This is a genomic window from Sinosporangium album, from assembly GCF_900100605.1.
Lineage (GTDB): Bacteria > Actinomycetota > Actinomycetes > Streptosporangiales > Streptosporangiaceae > Sinosporangium > Sinosporangium album.
Genome location: NZ_FNCN01000001.1, coordinates 114462 through 130922, shown reverse-complemented (window position 1 = coordinate 130922; position 16461 = coordinate 114462). Strand labels below are relative to the sequence as shown.

Annotated in this window: 13 protein-coding genes; 5 read left to right on the top strand and 8 right to left on the bottom strand. The window is 68.1% G+C overall.

From position 1 onward, the window contains the following. Positions 1–149 precede the first annotated feature (149 nt). Positions 150–2201, bottom strand: coding sequence for a molecular chaperone HtpG (gene htpG / locus BLQ73_RS00600; protein ID WP_093167118.1), 2052 nt, complete (start codon positions 2199–2201; stop codon positions 150–152). A gap of 250 nt (positions 2202–2451) precedes the next feature. Here htpG and cobF point away from each other — a divergent pair, with 250 nt between their 5' ends. Next, complete coding sequence (cobF, locus tag BLQ73_RS00595) at positions 2452–3216, top strand: precorrin-6A synthase (deacetylating) (protein ID WP_093167116.1); 765 nt, start codon at positions 2452–2454, stop codon at positions 3214–3216. A gap of 266 nt (positions 3217–3482) precedes the next feature. On the opposite strand, the gene BLQ73_RS00590 is transcribed toward cobF, so the two are convergent. From BLQ73_RS00590 to BLQ73_RS00575, 4 genes are all read right to left on the bottom strand, one after another. Beyond that, positions 3483–3845 (bottom strand): DUF1330 domain-containing protein, encoded by a 363-nt coding sequence (locus BLQ73_RS00590; protein WP_093167114.1) that lies wholly within the window; start codon positions 3843–3845, stop codon positions 3483–3485. Further along, the gene (locus BLQ73_RS34425; RefSeq protein ID WP_218125563.1) at positions 3842–4096 is read right to left on the bottom strand and encodes a hypothetical protein; all 255 of its coding nucleotides are present in this window, start codon (positions 4094–4096) and stop codon (positions 3842–3844) included. The genes BLQ73_RS00590 and BLQ73_RS34425 overlap by 4 nt, the downstream gene beginning before the upstream one ends. A 98-nt stretch (positions 4097–4194) precedes the next feature. Beyond that, positions 4195–5820, bottom strand: a complete 1626-nt coding sequence (pruA, locus tag BLQ73_RS00580) for an L-glutamate gamma-semialdehyde dehydrogenase (protein ID WP_093167112.1) — start codon at positions 5818–5820, stop codon at positions 4195–4197. Between the two features lie 24 nt (positions 5821–5844). Continuing rightward, positions 5845–6771 carry a proline dehydrogenase family protein gene (locus BLQ73_RS00575; protein ID WP_093167110.1) on the bottom strand — a complete coding sequence of 309 codons (927 nt, stop codon included), beginning with the start codon at positions 6769–6771 and terminating at the stop codon, positions 5845–5847. Between the two features lie 76 nt (positions 6772–6847). Here BLQ73_RS00575 and BLQ73_RS00570 point away from each other — a divergent pair, with 76 nt between their 5' ends. After that, positions 6848–7936 carry a PucR family transcriptional regulator gene (locus tag BLQ73_RS00570; RefSeq protein ID WP_093167108.1) on the top strand — a complete coding sequence of 363 codons (1089 nt, stop codon included), beginning with the start codon at positions 6848–6850 and terminating at the stop codon, positions 7934–7936. Here BLQ73_RS00570 and BLQ73_RS00565 read toward each other — a convergent pair. Then, positions 7920–9434, bottom strand: a complete 1515-nt coding sequence (locus BLQ73_RS00565) for an AAA family ATPase (protein ID WP_093167106.1) — start codon at positions 9432–9434, stop codon at positions 7920–7922. The genes BLQ73_RS00570 and BLQ73_RS00565 overlap by 17 nt on opposite strands. Before the next feature lie 350 nt (positions 9435–9784). Here BLQ73_RS00565 and BLQ73_RS00560 point away from each other — a divergent pair, with 350 nt between their 5' ends. The 3 genes from BLQ73_RS00560 to BLQ73_RS00550 all read left to right on the top strand — a co-directional run bounded on the left by BLQ73_RS00560 (position 9785) and on the right by BLQ73_RS00550 (position 12738). Continuing rightward, a complete protein-coding gene (locus BLQ73_RS00560) occupies positions 9785–10021 on the top strand; it encodes a WhiB family transcriptional regulator (RefSeq protein WP_275936249.1) in 237 nt (78 codons plus the stop codon). Between the two features lie 91 nt (positions 10022–10112). Continuing rightward, positions 10113–11495, top strand: coding sequence for an NAD(P)/FAD-dependent oxidoreductase (locus BLQ73_RS00555; RefSeq protein WP_093167104.1), 1383 nt, complete (start codon positions 10113–10115; stop codon positions 11493–11495). A gap of 712 nt (positions 11496–12207) precedes the next feature. After that, positions 12208–12738 (top strand): tetratricopeptide repeat protein, encoded by a 531-nt coding sequence (locus BLQ73_RS00550; RefSeq protein WP_093167102.1) that lies wholly within the window; start codon positions 12208–12210, stop codon positions 12736–12738. A gap of 85 nt (positions 12739–12823) precedes the next feature. Here the strand turns inward: BLQ73_RS00550 and BLQ73_RS00545 are convergent, their stop codons facing one another. Together BLQ73_RS00545 and BLQ73_RS00540 are read right to left on the bottom strand one after the other, a co-directional pair. Then, positions 12824–14380 (bottom strand): extracellular solute-binding protein, encoded by a 1557-nt coding sequence (locus BLQ73_RS00545; RefSeq protein ID WP_093167100.1) that lies wholly within the window; start codon positions 14378–14380, stop codon positions 12824–12826. Next, positions 14380–16281 carry a vWA domain-containing protein gene (locus tag BLQ73_RS00540; protein WP_093167098.1) on the bottom strand — a complete coding sequence of 634 codons (1902 nt, stop codon included), beginning with the start codon at positions 16279–16281 and terminating at the stop codon, positions 14380–14382. Before BLQ73_RS00540 ends, BLQ73_RS00545 begins: the two co-directional genes overlap by 1 nt. Between the last annotated feature and the right edge of the window lie 180 nt (positions 16282–16461).

Here is a 16461-nt window from a genome sequence, read left to right as displayed (position 1 = left end):
AACAGAGGAGGGGCCCGGGACTGATATGGCGAGTCCCGGGCGCCCTCTTTGTCAATTATCCGGGTTTTCCGCAGCCGGACCTGCTGTGACCGCTCAATCTTCAACCACAAAGCCGCAAAGGAAGCCGGCCTCGCCGTGCCCGGCCGATGTCACCGGGGCTCGGCTCCCGGGTCGCCGTGTCCGGGGCTGCCGTCTGTGCCGTCTGTGTCGCCTGTGCCGTCCGTGCCGTCTGTGCCGTCTGTGCTGCCTGTGTCACCCGTCAGGGTGACGAGCAGGCCGTTGAGGCGGCCGACGAAATCGGCCGGGTCGTCCAGGCGCGCTCCCAAGGTGAGCGCGGCCTGGTTGAAGAGGATGTGAGCCCAGTCGGCGAGACGCGCCTCGTCCTGCTCGCGCCGCAGCCGCTCGACCAGCGGATGGCGCGGGTTGACCTCCAGGACCGGCTGGTTGGGCAGCCCCGATCCGCGCAGCCGCTGCGCCAGGCTGAAGTCCGTCTCCGCCTCGTTGGCCACGATGCAGGCCGGAGATGTGGTGAGGCGGCTCGTCACCCGCACGTCCCAGGCTTTGCCGTTCAGGGTCTCCTTCAGCCGGCCGAGCAGCTCCGCGAAGTCGGCGGCGGCCCTCTCGGACTCCTCCTTCTCCGCCGCGTCCTCCAGGTCGCCGAAGTCCGGGACGCCCTGGGCGACCGACTGCAGCCGCGTGCCCTTGAACTCCTGCAGCAGGCCGGTCACCACCCAGTTGTCCACGACCTCGCCGAGAAGCAGCACCTCGATGCCCTTCTTCCGGAACGCCTCCAGGTGCGGGCTGGTCGACGCGGCGGAGAGCGTCGGGGCGAGCAGGTAGTAGATCTTGTCCTGCCCGTCCTTCATGCGGCCCGCGTAGTCGTCGAGGGAGACGTCCGGCTCCTGCGTGGGGGAGTAGGTCGAGGTGAACCGCAGCAGCCCCGCGATCTCCTCGCGGTTGCCGTAGTCCTCGGCGACACCCTCCTTGAGCACGGCGCCGAACTGCTTCCAGAACGCCGCGTACTTCTCCGCGTCGTTCTCCGCCATGTCCTTGAGGAGCTTCAGCACCTTCTTGACGGCGCTGCCGCGGATGTGGTCCACGGCCCGGCTGCCCTGCATCATCTCCCGGGAGACGTTCAGCGGCAGATCGCCGGAGTCGATGACGCCGCGCACGAACCTGAGATAGTGCGGCAGCACCTGGCCGCTGTCCTCAAGGATGAACACCCGCTGGACGTGGAGCTTCACGCCCTGGCGCGGCTGCTGCGCCCACAGGTCGTAGGGGGCCCGGGAGGGGACGAACAGCAGCAGCGTGTATTCGTAGCGGCCTTCGACTTTGGCGTGCAGATAGGCGAGCGGGTCGCTGAAGTCGTGGCTGACGTGCTTATAGAAACCGTGGTAGTCCGCCTCGGTCAGCTCGCTTTTGGGGCGGGTCCACAGGGCCGAGCCCCGGTTGACGGTGGTTTCCTCGGCTGTTTCCTCGGCTGTTTCCTCGGCTGTTTTCTGGGTGGTGCCCTCGGCATCGGCCGCCTCGCCGTCGGCCGATGCCTCCGACGCCATCACGATCGGCAGACTGATGTGGTCGGAGTACTTCTGGATGACGGACCGGAGGCGGTAGCCGTTCAGCAGGTCGTCCTCGCCCTCCCGCAGATGCAGCACGATCGCGGTGCCGCGGGTGTCGCCGTGGACGGTCTCCAGGGTGTACTCGCCTTTGCCGTCCGACGACCAGCGCACGCCCTCGCTGGGCGGCGCGCCCGCCCGGCGCGTGGTCAGCACGACCCGCTCGGCCACCACGAACGCCGAGTAGAACCCCACGCCGAACTGGCCGATGAGCGCCGCGTCGCCGCGCTGGTCGCCGCTCAGCTTCTTGAGGAACTCGCCGGTGCCGGACTTGGCGATGGTGCCGATGTTGCCGATCACCTCCTCCCTGCTCATCCCGATGCCGTTGTCGGACACCGTGATCGTGCGGGCCTCCGGGTCGAACGCGACCCGGATCCGGAGCTTCTCGTCGCTATCGGCCTCTTCGGCGAGTTCGGGCCGGGAGAACCGTTCGAAACGCAGCCGGTCGATCGCGTCGGAGGCGTTCGAGATCAGCTCACGCAGGAAGATCTCCTTGTTGCTGTAGAGCGAATGGGTCATCAGGTCCAGGAGTTGCGCCACCTCGGCCTGGAATCTGAATGTCTCTTCAGTCGCGTCTACGCTCATCGGCTCCCTCTTCGATGTGTGTCGGGACGGCAGGCCGCAACCCCGCAGGAGTCGGCCGGGGGAGGCAGCCTGTGATCGGCCCGAGCCTAAGGAGGGGGCCCAGACCGGTCAACCCGGCCGGTCAGCCCGGCCGGTCAGCCCGGCCGGTCGACCCGGCCGGTCGACCTGGCCCGTCGACACTGTGGACATGCCGTCCGCCAACTGCGGACCGGGCGCCGGAGGTCCGTGCGACGTGCGAGAGGCTAGGGCAATGCAGACAATCATCGTCATTGGAATCGGAGCGGGTGATCCCGACCAGGTCACCGTCCAAGCGGTCAAGGCGCTGAACCGGGTGGACGTCTTCTTTGTGCTGGACAAGGGGGAGGTCAAGCAGGAGCTGGTGGACCTGCGGGAGGAGATCCTGCGGCGGCATTGCGGAGATCGGCCGTTCCGGCTGGTGCGGGGCAGGGATCCCGAACGCGACCGCTCCGCCGGCGCCTACGCCGAGGCCGTCCACGACTGGCGCCGGCGCCGGGCGGATGTCTGCGGGGAACTGATCGAGCGAGAACTCGGTCCAGGGCAGACCGGGGCGTTCCTGGTATGGGGAGATCCGAGCCTGTACGACAGCACCCTCCCGATCCTTGAGGATGTGCTGGCTCGGACCGGTATCACATTCCAGATCGAGGTGATCCCCGGGATCAGCAGCGTCTCCGCGCTCGCCGCACGGCACCGGACCGGCCTGAACCGGGTGGGCCGCCCCGTGCAGATCACCACCGGGCGGCGGCTCGCCGAGGGCCGACCCGGAGACGTCGACGACCTCGTGGTCATGCTCGACGCGCACAACACCTTCGCCGAACTCGACGACCCCGACCTCGAGATCTTCTGGGGCGCCTACCTGGGGATGCCCGACGAGATCCTGATCTCCGGGCCGGTACGGCAGGTGGCCGAGCAGATCGTCGCGGCCCGCTCCGAGGCCCGCGCCCGCAAGGGCTGGATCATGGACACCTATCTGCTGCGCCGCCGTACGGAGACATGACCGGCCGGAACTGGAAGAGGAACTCCTCCAGCTCCTCCATATTCCCCGCTGTCGGCAGATCCTCGACAACTGCCTGGTGTGCCGCCGAGAGCGACTTGCCAGGCCGAGGACGCGCTTGACCAGGTTGCGAGTGATCCCGATGCCGGCCGCCGACGTCGCCGAACATTCATCCTGATCTGCGGCCATGTGGTCGGGATCGTTCACAGCGACGTCGACGGGAGGCCGCGGGGCATCGCTGAGTGGTGGTCGGTGCGTGCCCGGCTCGCCTAGCTGGCCGGGGCGGCCTGATGCGGGAACAGCTGCCGGATCTTGTGGATGGCACGATGGCCGTCGGGTACCCCCTCGACCAGTGCGACCATCGAGGTCGCGTGCTCGGTGCGGAGCGGCAGGATCGCCTGGTAGTCCGGCGACTTGTACCACTCCTGAGCGCTGGCCAGATCGGGGAATTCCAGCATCACGATGTCGCTGTCCCAGGTTCCCTCATACCCGATGAGCTGTCCGCCGTGCACGAGGTAGCGACCGCCGTACGGTACCATCGTGGCCTCGATCCGCTCGATGTACTCCACGATTTCCGGGCCGACTTCGACATCCTTCAGGTAAGCGATCACGTACGCGCGCGGCGCCGTCATGCCGGCACCTTGTCCAGGAAACCGCGTACGTCCTGGATCCGGCCTGACTCGTCCAGCACCAGGACGTCGAATCCGATCACCAGCGGCTCGGCTCCCTCCGGGCCCAGGCCCCAGCGGAAACGCACCTGGCGATGGTGGGCGTCGGCCTCACCGACCTGGGTGAACACGAACCCGGGAAACTGCGCCTGGACGCCATCGACGATCGCCGTGATCCCATCGTGTTGGCCGCCTACTGGCGGCAACGTGAGCAAGCCGCCGGCTGGACGCTCGCCGGCGGCCCCGCCCGGCGGGCATGGATACGCCCGTGTCCCCGCCTCGCCCGACGGGGACACGGGCGTGCTTATGGAGGTTATCCCTGGTGGGGATAGGTGTGGTGCACCGGCGGGACGAAGGTCTCCTTGATCGTGCGGGCGTTGACCCAGCGGATGAGGTTGAAGATGGATCCGGCCTTGTCGTTGGTGCCGGAGGCGCGGGCGCCGCCGAAGGGCTGCTGGCCGACGACGGCGCCGGTGGGCTTGTCGTTGACGTAGAAGTTGCCCGCGGCGAACCGGAGACGCTCTGAGGCCGACGCGATGGCGTAGCGGTCCTGGGCGATGATCGACCCGGTGAGGGCGTACGGCGAGACGCCTTCCATCTGGTCGAGCACCGTGTCGAACCGGGCGTCGTCGTAGACGTGCACGGCGAGGATCGGGCCGAAGTACTCCTTGACGAACACCTCGTCGGTGGGGTCGGAGCATTCCAGCACGGTCGGATTGACGAAGTAGCCGGTGGTGTTGTCGGCGGAGCCCGTGAGGACCTGGATGGAGTCGACCTGGTGGGCGCGCTGGATGGCGGCGCTGTGCTTGGCGAAGGCCCGGTCGTCGATGACGGCGCCCATGAAGAGCGACAGGTCGGAGGTCAGGTCGCCGATGGTGAGGGAGCGGGCGGTGTCCACGAACTCGTCGCGGATCGCCGACCAGATCGACCGGGGCACGTAGGCGCGGGAGGCGGCGGAGCACTTCTGGCCCTGGTATTCGAACGCGCCCCTGATCATCGCGGTGGCGAGGACGGCGGGGTCGGCGGAGGGGTGGGCCAGGATGAAGTCCTTGCCGCCGGTCTCGCCGACGAGCCGCGGGTAGGACCGGTAGCCGGCGATGTTCTCGCCGACGGTGCGCCACAGGTGCTGGAAGGTCGCGGTGGAGCCGGTGAAGTGGATGCCGGCGAGGTGCGGGTCGGTGAGGGCGGCCTCGGAGACCCCGGCGCCGTTGCCGGTGACCATGTTGATGACGCCCGGCGGGAGTCCGGCCTCTTCGAGCAGTCGCATGGTGAAGTGCGCGGCGAACTGCTGGGTCGGCGACGGCTTCCAGACCACCACGTTGCCCATGAGTGCGGCTGCGGTGGGCAGGTTCCCGGCGATGGCGGTGAAGTTGAACGGCGTGATCGCCAGCACGAAACCTTCAAGCGGCCGGTATTCCATCCGGTTCCACACGCCGGGGGAGGAGGTCGGCTGCTCGGTGAGGAGCTGCCGGGCGTAGGCCACGTTGAACCGCAGGAAGTCGATCAGCTCGCACGCAGAGTCGATCTCCGCCTGCTGTACCGACTTCGACTGGCCGAGCATCGTGGCCGCGTTGAGTGTGGCCCGCCACGGTCCGGCGAGCAGGTCGGCCGCCTTCAGGAAGATCGCCGCCCGCTCGTCGAACGGCAGGGCCCGCCACGCGGGGGCGGCCCGCAGGGCGGCGTCGATCGCCGCGCGCACGTCGGCGGCGGTGGCGTCGCCGGTACGGCCGAGCACGGCGGCGTGGTTGTGAGGCTGGACCACGTCGATCAGCGCGCCGCCACCCATGCGCTGCTCCCCGTCGATCGTCATCGTGAGATCGAGCTGGGCGTCGCCGAGTTCCTTGACGCGGTTGGCCAGGGTGGTGCGTTCCGGGCTCCCGGGGGCGTAGCCGTACACCGGCTCGTTGGCCGGGGCAGGAACGTTGCTGATGGCGTCCATAGGGAGACCTCTTCTAGACGATTCTTACTTTGACGTGAACGAGCGCAGGAAGAAGGCGATGTTGGCGGGCCGTTCGGCGAGGCGGCGCATGAAGTAGCCGTACCAGTCGTCGCCGTAGGGCACGTAGACGCGCATGGTGTGCCCGGCCCCCGCGAGGGCCTCCTGCTTGTCCGTTCTGATGCCGTAGAGCATTTGGTACTCGTACGTACCCTGGGCTCTGCCGCACCGTTCCGCCAGGGTCTCGGCGATCTCGATCAGCCGGTCGTCGTGGGTGGCGATCATCGGGTAGCCCCGGCCCTCCATGAGGATGCGCAGGGCGCGGACGTAGGCCTTGTCGACGTCGGCCTTCTTCTGGTGGGCGACCGACGCGGGCTCGGCGTAGGCGCCTTTCACGAGCCGCACCCGTGATCCTTCGCCGGCGAGGTCGCGGCAGTCGCCTTCGCTGCGGAACAGGTACGCCTGGATCGCCACGCCCGTCGCCGGGAAGTCGGCCCGCAGGTCGCGCAGGATGCCGAGGGTGGAGTCGACGGTGGTGTGGTCCTCCATGTCCAGGGTGACCGTGCCGCCCGCGGCCTGGGCCGCCTCGCAGATCACCCGCGCGTTCTCCAGCGCGATGCGGTCGCCGTCGGCGCCGAGCGCCTGCCCGACGGCCGACAGTTTGACCGAGACCTCGGCCCGGTGCCCCAGGTCGTACGGCTGGAGCGCCTCAAGCAGCGCCACGTACGCTTTGGCCGTCTCCCCGGCGGACGCCGCGTCGCGGGTCTCCTCGCCCAGGTGATCGATGGTGACGGCGAGCCCGGCCGCCGCCAGGCGGCGTGTCGCGGCGACGGCGTCGGCGGTCGTCTCGCCGGCGACGAACCGGTTGACGACCTTCCGGGTGACCGGAAAACCGGAGACGGCGCGCCGGACGAGCGCACTGCGCGAACCGGCCAAGAGCAACGAACCGAGCATGTAACCAGCGTAAAACCCCAGCTCAGGCCAGGCCCATCGACATTCGCCACGGTCGTTGGCGCTGGAGTTCATACAAATGCACAACAATGGTGGGGTGCAGGAGGAACTCCAGGAGACGATCGACGAGATAGCGGGCGTGCTGGGCGCGTCCGCGACACTGGAGGACCGGTCCTTCCAGCTGATCGCCTACGGGGCGCAGAGCGGTGACATCGACCTGGTCCGCCAGGAGTCCATCCTGCGCCGGCGCGCCACCGACGAGGTGCGCGCCTACTTCGAACGGTTCGGCATCGCCGCCGCCGGCGGGCCGGTGCGCATCCCCGCCGACGCCGACCTCGCCGTGCTCGCCCGGGTGTGCGTGCCGCTCCGGCACAATGACGTGACCTACGGCTATCTGTGGCTGCTGGACTCCGGATCACTCACCGATGAGCGGCTGGCGGAGATCAGACCGCTGGTCGAGCGGGCCGCCGCGACCCTGGCCCAGGACACCCGGGGCCGCCAAGACCTCGGCCGGGGTCTGCGCGCGCTGTTCTCCGCGGATCCCGACGAGCGGGCCGATGCCCTGGCCCGGCTGGACCTGCGGGGGCCCGTCGCGGCGATAGCCGTACGCGACGCGCCCGGGCGGGTCGTCCCGCTCTGGACCCTGCCGCGCGCCGTGCTGTCGCGCCCCGGCTCGCCCGTCGCCCTCCTCGCCCCCGCCCACCAGGCCCTCGACGTCGCCGCGAGGGCCCGCGGGATGTACGGCACCGCCGCCGGAGTCGGCGGTGCCCGCGCCGAGGCGTCGGAGGCGTGGCGAAGCTGGCGTGAAGCCGTACACGCCCTGCGGATCGCCGAGCACATCCCGCGGTTCGCCCCGGTCGCCCGCTGGGAGGATCTCGGCGTCCACCGGACGCTGGCCCGGCTCGGCGGCCCCGACCTGCGGGAACTGGCAGCCGCCACCGAGGTGCTGGCCGCCGACGACGAGCTCGCCCGCACGGTCGAGTGCTATCTCGACCACGCGGGCGACGTGAAGGCGGCGGCGGCCGAGCTGGGTGTGCACCGGCAGACGCTTTACTACCGACTGAGCAAGGCCGCCCGCCTCACCGGGCTGGATCTCGGCAGCGGTGACGACCGGCTCGCGGCCCATCTCGGGCTCAAAGCCGCGAGGCTGCTCACGAATCGCCCATGAGCTGTGACGTCGACCTGATGACGGCCCCGGGGAAGGGGGCGAGGCCGGGGCCCACGGGGCCGCCCTCGAACCCGTCCTCGTAGTCGTCGTCCTCGTCGTGATCGTCGTGATCGGTCGACCCTCCGCCGCCGAGCAGGGAGCGGGTGAGGGCCTGCCGTTCGTCGAGCATCTCGGCGAGCGCCTCCGCCAGGTGCTCGCGCTCCAGCGCCGTCACCGTCTCGCGCTCGCCCAGCGCGCGGAGCACGGCCCGGCGCAGCAGCTCCTTGAAGAACGACGCGGTCATGTCCTCGGTGGCGTCGACCAGCTCGTCGAGGTCGTCCGGCAGCGTGAGCTCCCGGGCATAGAGGCGCAGCAGGGCCAGCCTGCCCGCCGCGTCGGGTTTGGGCACCTCGACCGCGAGATCGACGCGCCCCGGACGCTCGGCCAGCGCCCGTTCGAGGATGCCCGCGCGGTTCGTGGTCAGCACGAAGGTCACATCGGCGTCGGCGCCCACGCCGTCCATGGCGTCGAGAAGCGTGAAAAGCAGGGGATTGCCCTCGGGGTCGTAGGAGCGGTCCCTCGCCACCAGGTCGACGTCCTCGGCCACGACGATCGCCGGCTGGAGCTGCCTCGCCAGGGCCGCGGCGTGCGAGATGAACCTGAGCGCGGACCCGGTCATCACGATCACCGTGCTCTCGGTCATGCGGCCCATGAGATAGCGCACCGTGTGGGTCTTGCCGGTGCCCGGCGGGCCGTGCAGGAGCAGACCGCGCTTGAGGTGCTGGCCGTGGGACAGGAGCCGGGCGGCCTCTGCGCCGATGCCGGCGACGTGCCGCTCCACCGACGCGAGCACGCCGTCGGGGAGCACCACCTGGTCGGCGGTGACCTCCGTGCGGGGAAGGAAGGTCACGAGCTGGTTGCCCCGGTGTTCGCTCCACCCGAAGGTCAGCACCTGCCCCCGGAACACGTTGTGCTCGCGCATCAGGCGAGTCACCTCGTCGCGCGCCGCGCCGCCGGCCGACCGGGAGGCCGTGAGCACCTCCAGGCGGCACTGGGGGATCTCGCCGCCGTCGTAGTTCCTCAGGCCGAAGACCACGGGGGTGCCGTCGGGGGCGAAGGTGAGGACCAGGCCGAGGGTGACGACCTCCATCGTCTCGTCGGGGCCCACGGCGACGGTGCTGTAGTCGACCGCGCCGATGTCGTAGCTCTGCCAGCCCTCCTGAGCCACCATCAGCATGTTGACGAAGTCGTCGTCCCTGTTCTGCCCGGAGACGCCGAACCACTCGGCGAGCGGCTCCCGGGCCGCCAGGTAGGCGTCGAGGCCGCGCTGGAGTGAGGCGTGGTCCCAGGCGGGGAAGGACTCGGTGACGCAGACGATCTCCTTGAGATCGGCCTTCAGATGGCCTTTGACCCTTCTCAGCAGTTCGGGCTCGGGCCGGTCGGCGTCGATCGTGCGGTGCGCTTCCTTGACCAGGTCCTTGAGGGCGTGCGCCAGTGCTCTGGCGTCGTGCGGATCCATGTCGTGACCCCCGGATGGATCGTCGATGACGAGAGGTCCACTCTTTCAGAGATCATGGCCGATCGCGCACCAATTTCCTTACCTCTCCTTACAGGACGTTCATGTAAAAACGGGACAATTAACCAGCTATTTGGCTTTTATGTAAAAAAATCACGATTCTCGTTGGGCGGCCTTCGGCAATCTCACAGGGGAAGCCAAGGAGTTCGGCCCATGCCGCAGGCCCGTGTCCCCCATACTGAGGACGGTCCTTGGCAGGACGTCGCGTTCAGCTGGTGCCTCGTCGGCGCGGCGGTGACCAAACGGCTCGAGGTCCACCCAGGAACGCGGAGGTCAGAGTGCAAGCCTCGTCGATGCGAGACACCTATTGGATGCGACACGCGGCCTGTCGCGACGTCGATCCTGAGATCTTCTTCCCCATCGGCTCCGCGCCCACGCGCAGTCAGCTCGCCCTGGCCAGACACGTGTGCGCCCGGTGCCCCGTCTCCGCGCTCTGCCTCAACTACGCCCTCGACACCGGCCAGACGGCGGGGGTGTGGGCCGGCACCACCGAGCAGGAGCGGCGCGCCCTGCGCGAAGCCGTACCGTAACCCGAGCCCCGCTCCTCGGCCGCCCCGCCGCGACGGTCACCGCTCGTGACCTGGAAGGTGACGTTCCGCGGCGGGCGGGTAGGGGCGGAATATGACGAAACCAACGTTCCGCATACTCATCGTCGGCGGTGGCTACGTCGGCATGAACACCGCCCTGCGCCTGCAGCGCCTGCTCGCGCCGGACCTGCGCGCAGGCCGGATCACGATCACCGTGGTCGACGCGGACTCCTATATGACCTACCAGCCGTTCCTCCCGGAGGCGGCGGCCGGCGCTCTCGAACCCCGCCACGTGGTCGTCCCGCTCAGACGCGTCCTGCCTCACTGCGAGATCCTCAACGGCTGGGTCCTCGGCATCGACGCCGCGCGGCGCAGAGTGGACTTCCGCCCCCACTGGGGCCCCGGCCGCGAACTCGGCTACGACCTGCTGGTCCTCGCCCCCGGCTCGGTCTCGCGCATCCTGCCCATCCCGGGCCTCGCCGAGCAGGGCATCGGTTTCAAGACCCTGGAAGAGGCCATCCACCTGCGTAACCAGGTCCTCGGCCAGCTCGACCTCGCCGCGTCCACCACCGATCCGGCTGTCCGCCGCAGGGCTCTGACCTTCGTCTTCGTGGGCGCCGGTTTCGCCGGCGTCGAGGCCCTCGCCGAGCTGGAGGACATGGCCCGCGACGCCTGCCGCTACATCCCCGGTGTCGAACCCTCCGACATGCACTGGGTGCTCGTCGAGGCGACCGACCGGGTCCTGCCCGAGGTCGGCCCCGAGATGGGGCGCTGGACGGTCGAACAGCTCAAGGAACGGGGCATCGACGTACGGCTCTCGACCCGTCTGACCTCGGCCGTCGAGGGCCGCATCAAGCTCGACGACGGCACCGCCTTCGAAGCCTCCACGCTGGTGTGGACCGCGGGGGTCAAACCCCACCCCATGGTCCGGGGCAGCGATCTGCCCATGGACGAGCGCGGCCGGATCAAGGTCACCCCGTTCCTCAACGTCGTGGGCCGCAGCGACGTGTTCAGCGCCGGCGACTGCGCCGCCGTGCCCGACCTGACCCGGCCGGGGGAGTTCTGCGCCCCGAACGCCCAGCACGCCGTACGGCAGGCGCGCCGCCTCGCCCGCAACGTCGCCGCCCTGGTCCGGGGGGCCACCCCCAGGCCGTACCGCCACGCCTACGCGGGCTCGGTCGCCAGCCTCGGGCTGCACAAGGGCGTCGCCCAGGTGTACGGCGTCAAGCTCCGCGGGCCGCTCGCCTGGTTCCTGCACCGCAGCTACCACCTGACCCGGGTGCCCACCCTCAATAGGAAGGTGCGGGTTGTCGTCGATTGGACCCTCGCCCTCTTCTTCAGCCGCGACATTATCTCGCTCGGGGCTCTGGCCCACCCGAGACAGGAGTTCGAGTTCGCCGCCCGGCGCCAGATCGAGCGGCGCGAGGCGGAGAAGCGGAAGGAGACGGCCGCGGCGGGAGTGGCGGCGGAGCGGTAACGCCGATAAAGCGCCAATCCACCGTTTTGTTCCTCCGCATTCTTTATGGGAAGTATGGGGGCTACTGCTCGTTCGGTGCTTTAAATAGTTAGGTTTGTTAAAGAATCTCGCAGCCGTCCGGCTGATTGGTCACCCGTTGGTCTAGAGTTGCGCACAGTGAGCATCCCTCAATATTGATGCAGTAAAAACAGTTTCACCAGGAAGTTTCACCAGGAAGAAGGCGCGTCCGACCTTCGCGATGCGCAATCTGAACTCGCAGAGCCACCGGCCAATGACTCAGCGTTCCCTCCAAAATCTGAGGCGGCGGCAAGGGAAACTCCTGCGGCTTCCGATGCGCATATCAAGGTCCGAACAAGCACGTAGGAGTTACCGCTGACCGATATCACCACGGGTGGTCAGCCGTCTGACATTGCCACCGGCCTGGCCGATCTGCGGGAAATTCCGCTGTCCAAGGTAGGGTCCCTCGCCGAGGCCGGAGTTCTCGGGCGCGTCCTGCCGGCGGGTGCCGAGGGGAGAGTTTCCGTCGCGGCCTTCAACTCATCGATCTGATCGGTCGGGCGGCCGTGTCCGCGGTAGCGGAGCAGTTTCACGAAGGCCGTGAAGGCGATCGAGCTGCTGCGCGGCCACTACCCCGAGATCTACGCGGGGCTGCTGTGCACGATCGACATCCGCTCCGGACACCCTTGCCTGTGCTCTCGAAGTGGCCTCCTGCATGGCCGCCATCGGAGAATTCTCACAGGCCAAGGAACTCGCCTCCGATGTCATGCACCAGTTCTCCCACAGGCTGGGAAAGAAGCATCCGTACACCCTCACCGCAGCCAACAACATCTCCTCCTACCTGCGTGAACTCGGCAGCGTCGAAGAGGCCGGAAGGCTGTCGGAGACCACCCACACCACCTTCGCGGCCAGGCTGGGGGAGTCGCACCCCTCCACGCTCGCCAGCGCCATCGTCACGGCCAACTGCGTCGCCTCCCTGGGCGACCTCGCCAGGGCCGAGGCGCTCGACCGCGCCACCCTCGCCGTCCTGCGACGCAACCTCGGCCCCGACCACCCCGACACGCTGACCTGCGAAGCCAACCTCGCCATCACCCTCAACGTGCTCGGCCGATCCGTCGACGCCCGGCAGACCCGTGACCGCGTCCTCAACCTCATGCGCCGCCGCCTCGGCGAACTCCACCCCCACGTCGTCGGCCTCACCGCCTGGCGCCGCCTCAACCGCGACCTCGAAGCCCAACCCTGGTGACGATCCACCCCGCCACCCGACCTGTACGGCTGTCGCCCAGCGGGGCGTCGCCGTACGCGGGCGGGTGCCGGCGGTCCGCGGTCCGTCAGCGTTTCCTGCAGTAGTCGCCGGAGTCGATACCGCCCTCCGGCACCTTGCCGCGCTGCACCTGCCTGAGGGCGTTGCCGAATCGGCCGAGGTCGAGCCGGGCAGGGGAGAGTCTCCTTGTCAGCACCAGCCTCGTGCATGTCCGCAGGACCTTGCTGAACGCGGCGTAAAACGACGAGGTGGGCCGCCGTACGGATTGCTCCAGTGCCTCGTGGGTCCGCGCCGCGACCCTCTGGAGCATCTCCACGCCGACCTTCGGCGGATCGTCGGACCGCCCCCGCGGATTCAGATGCTCACAAGATCTGGCCTCCGCGCGGAGATATCTGTAGTCGTCGTAGACGGATGTGAGAACCGGCGAGTATCCGCCGCAGGCGAACAGTTCTCTCTGGGACCGCTCAGATGTGAGAAAGTCGATGAGCTCATAGGCCCGTTCGGGGTCGGGGGTATGGCTGGACACCGCCAGGTTGTAGCCGCCGCGGACTCCGCGCGCGCCGGCACCGGGCATCAAGGCTACGTCGAAGTCCAGATTCTCGAACAGATCACGGCCGGTGTGGTCGGTGTCGCGAGGATCGAACCCGCGTGCGTACATGCGCGGATCCATGGCCAGGCGGTGGTAGGCATAGGGCCACTGCCGCATGTAGTCGAACCGGACGCCGTTCCGGCCTTCGAAGCCGTTCGCGAACTCTTCCCTGCTCGTCTCCTCCACATAGCCGAAAGCGTCATCGCTGAGCGCCTTGTTCTCCGTGTCCGACCAGGCGTGCAGCACCTTCCGGAGTTTCTCCCCGTTCCCATCGGCGCGGAGCACGACGTTTCCGCGCGCATCCGTGATGCGTACCCCCTCGCCGAGGAGAAGATCCATGATGGTGACGCTGCCGCCCTCGTAGTCATGGAGCTGGCCGATGAACCTTCCCCCGCGGGCGTAGTGGCGTAACTGATCCATGGTCCGGGGGATCTCGATGCTCTTACGGTGGTAGAGCAGCGGCACATCGGCCGCGAAGGGCACCGCGTAGTACCTGCCGTCCACCATGCCGGTCTCATGCGCCTGCGGCACGAAGCGCGCCGAATCCCACACCGGCAGATCCTCGGGATCCGTCATCGGGGCCGAGAGCACCGCCGGAGGAGCGGGGCCCGTGGGCCTGCCGACATCGGACTTCCTCCGCCGGGGGAGTTCGACGATGTAGCCGTTCCTCGCGAACTCGGGAATCCAGGCGACATCGAGGATGAGGACATCGAACGGGCACGCGCCACTCTGGAAGCGGCTGACCATCTCGGCACGCTCTTCATCGGTGACCGCGGCGATCTCCACGAGCTGGGCGTCCGGCTCGCGCGTCCTGTTCCATTCCTCAATGAGTTCGCGCCGATAACTTCCGGTGCTGATGTCCGCGCCGGTTCCAATGGTGAGCCTGTTCGAGCTGAAGCCCGTGCATTCGGTGGTGCGCTGGACATCGTCATCCACGAAATGCAGTTGGTAGATCAGGATCAACACGGCGGTGAGGGCGGCGGTGAGGGCGGCGGCGGTCAGGGAAATCTTGCGGTCGGTCGAAGAGCGCCCCATCACGACCTCCAGCGACGCAAGGTCTGGATCATCTCGACAAGGCCGTCCTGCGCGTCTCCTCCCGCCTCTCTGCAGGTGATCTTCTTCCCGGCCGGGGTGTCCTCCGGTAGCCGGGCATAGGATTCAGGGCAGCCTTGGTCTCCCAGTACGACGACGTATATCCCGCCGATCGCCTCAAGGCCGTCCAAGGTCCGGACCACACGCTTGCCGTCATCTCCCGCCCCGTCGAGAACTCCGCCGTCTGTGAACACGACGAGGAACGGTCGTCCGGTGTGAAGGCCGGAGGCCACTTCGGGGAGCGCGGCGGCCAGATCCGCGTCGAACCCGTGCGACCGCTGGTTTCTCAATGCCGTCAGCAGAGCGTCGAACTCCTCGGTGTCCTCACGGCTGACCTCCTCGGGCCCCTCGTCGCCGAACAGACCGAGGACCTGGGTCGTCCCGTTCTCGGTGTACCGGAAGATGCGCTTCGGGATCAGGACGTCGTCGGGTGCTATCAACGGCTGGATATCGCGTATGGCCTCCCCGATCTCCGGGAAGTGGGGATGGGAAGGGGAGTCCATCGAGCCGGACGAGTCCAGGACCGTGACAAGCCGAAGGGGCCTTCTTTCGTCCGCCAGCCGATTGACGGCCTTTTCCAGGAGGTCGGCCTCCCTTTCCTCTCTCTCCGCCTCCGCCTTCCCGCCGTTCTCCGTATCCGCCGACGTGGAACCGGTCCCGGCCGTCCCCTCCGGCCCGCTCAGCCGCTGTCCGAAGTCATCAAGCACCCGTGCGTAGCGTTCGGAATCCTGATCGGTCCACGTGATCGGAACCAGCCGGTTCTCCAGAGCGGCCTCCTCCCCGCCCGGCGCCTCCAGGAGATCATGACCGACCCCCACGGGTATGCGGCCTCTGCACACGCCCCCCGCTTTGTACGCATCGACGCTTCGCTGCGGCACGACCATCACGAATTTCTTCTTCTCCCGCCCCTCCATGCTCCCGACCTTGCAGAGGAGGGCCGTCGCGTCTTCCTCCATCACGTGATTGCGCCTGGCCTCCACGAGATCCGGCTCGGGGCGAACGGCACCTGCCGTTCCCTTCGCCCCGGCGTCTCCCGCGGTGAGTTCGTCGCGGTGGAACAGCGAGTACGCGATGAGGCCCGTGGATGACAGCTCCGGAAGCGGATAGTCGAGGACGACCCCCCGGTCCTGGAGCAGCTCCCTGATTTTCACGATGGACCGGAGCCGTTGCGCCTGCCCCTGCAGGTCGTTGGTCCACGTCGCCACCACCAACTCATCCCGCCCGGCGGGCGCGCTCTCTCCGAGTATCGTCCGCCGACTTCCCAGATATCTCTTCACCAGCGCCACCTCGCCTCTGCTCGTGGCCAGCCAGGCGACCGGTCGGACTCCGAAAAGACGGCGGAACGGCTCGGCGCCCTGATGGCCGGAATCGCGATACCAGTTGTTGCCGAGCCCCAGAGCCATCTGCTGGAGGGAAGGGGCCGCCCCTATCGTGATCACGAATCCGGGGCATACGCCGTCCCTGAGGTTCTCGGTGAACCGGGTCGCCTCTTTCTGGTAGGCGGCGACGTTCTCCGGGGCGGTGACGATCGGTACGTGGAGAGGCGGGGCGCAGCTTGGGCGGATGTGCGACCACGCGGCCGAGCCGCTCCAATAGAGCGCCACGACCAGAAGACAGGGAACCACCGTTGGCGTCACGCCTTTGAGCAGTCCGACGCCACGCTGCCGGACCTTTTCCAGGAGCTTGGGCAGCGCTCTCATGTCGTTCGGCCAGAGCCATACCGCCAAGGAGACGAGGAGGATCATTCCGGCCGTGAGAATGCCGACCAGGCCCCGCCACTGCTCCAGCTCCGCCTCGAAGACCTGCTCCAGCGAGGTAACGGCTATCGGGGCGGCGACGGTCATGAAAACCGTAAACCAGAAACCAGGACCAGAATAATTCGAGTCCGGCTCGCGTTGGCCGTTATTGGGCGGCTTAGAGGACATGGCAAAATCCGGAGTAAAGTCGGACCGTTGCTATTGCCGGGAGTTTCCCCGGTAGTCAGATGATATTCCCTGAACCCAGAACTCCCATGGTGTGTGCAT